General features: G+C 42.5%; 1 protein-coding gene. It reads right to left on the reverse strand.

The features are described from left to right. Positions 1–38: 38 nt before the first annotated feature. Positions 39–1,126 (reverse strand): IS3 family transposase gene (locus EPB74_RS13350; RefSeq protein ID WP_274904635.1). Its coding sequence is split into 2 segments (ribosomal slippage): positions 39–874 and positions 874–1,126, totalling 1,089 coding nucleotides; the frame shifts between segments, so codons are not numbered across the junction. Between the last annotated feature and the right edge of the window lie 37 nt (positions 1,127–1,163).

Here is a 1,163-nt window from a genome sequence, read left to right on the forward strand (position 1 = left end):
GGTAACCCTCCCAACCATAAGACACTTATCAAATAGAATTAAGCTGCGTGGTTTAGTTTCTGCATTGGCGTAAAGCCGCCATTGCCCATATTCGGGCGCTCGTGGTTGTAGTGATATAACCAATCTTCAGCTTGCTGACGGACTTGGTATAAATCTGTAAATAATTCCTGATTTAACCAATCATAACGCATCGTTCTATTATAGCGCTCAACATAAGCATTCTGCTGTGGATTGCCAGGCTCAATATAACTGATTGTAATACCTTGATCTAAAGCCCAATCTTTGAGCGCGTTGCTGATGTACTCAGGTCCATTATCACATCTTACTTGAACAGGCTTACCTCGACATTCAATCAGCTGATTTAAACTACGTATGATTCTTTGAGCAGGCAGTGAGAAGTCAATCTCAACGGTTAAGGCTTCACGATTATAATCATCAATGACGTTAAACAGTCTAAAGCCTCTGCCATCAGTTAAGGCATCATGCATGAAGTCCATGCTCCAACTTTGGTTTATCTTATCAGGTACAGCAAGTGGCACAGGTTTGGCGCGTTTAATTCGACGCTTAGGTTTGATTCTCAGGTTCAATTCAAGCTCACAGTAAATGCGATACACCCGTTTATGATTGTATGGCAGTCCCAGCACGTTACGCAGGCTTAAAAAGCATAATCCAAAGCCCCAGTTCTTGTTCTGCTCGGTCAGCTCTATAAGCAAGTGCGCGATCTGCTGGTTCTCATCCGTTGCTACCGACTTGTGATAATAACAGGTGAGGCTAATGTTAAAGATCAAGCAAGCTCTGCGGATACTAATGCCATGCTCTTTAATGTAGTGACAAGCCATCTCTTTGCGCCTGAGTGGCGCTACCACTTTTTTGACATGGCATCCTGTAATATATCGGATTTGAGACATTCATCGGCATACATCTTTTTTAAGCGAGCATTCTCAACTTCAAGCTCTTTGAGACGAGTGATAAGCGCAGCATCCATGCCACCATATTTAGAGCGCCAGTTGTAAAAGGTGTTTTGGCCGACATTATGCTCACGGCATAAATCAGCGATAGGTACGCCTTGTTCTGCTTGTTTAAGGATATTAACGATTTGATTATCAGTAAAGCGTGTCTTTTTCATAGGATTCTCCTGCTGGTATATTTTAGCAGTTAATCTC

This window comes from Psychrobacter sp. DAB_AL62B, assembly GCF_028895345.1.
Lineage (GTDB): Bacteria > Pseudomonadota > Gammaproteobacteria > Pseudomonadales > Moraxellaceae > Psychrobacter.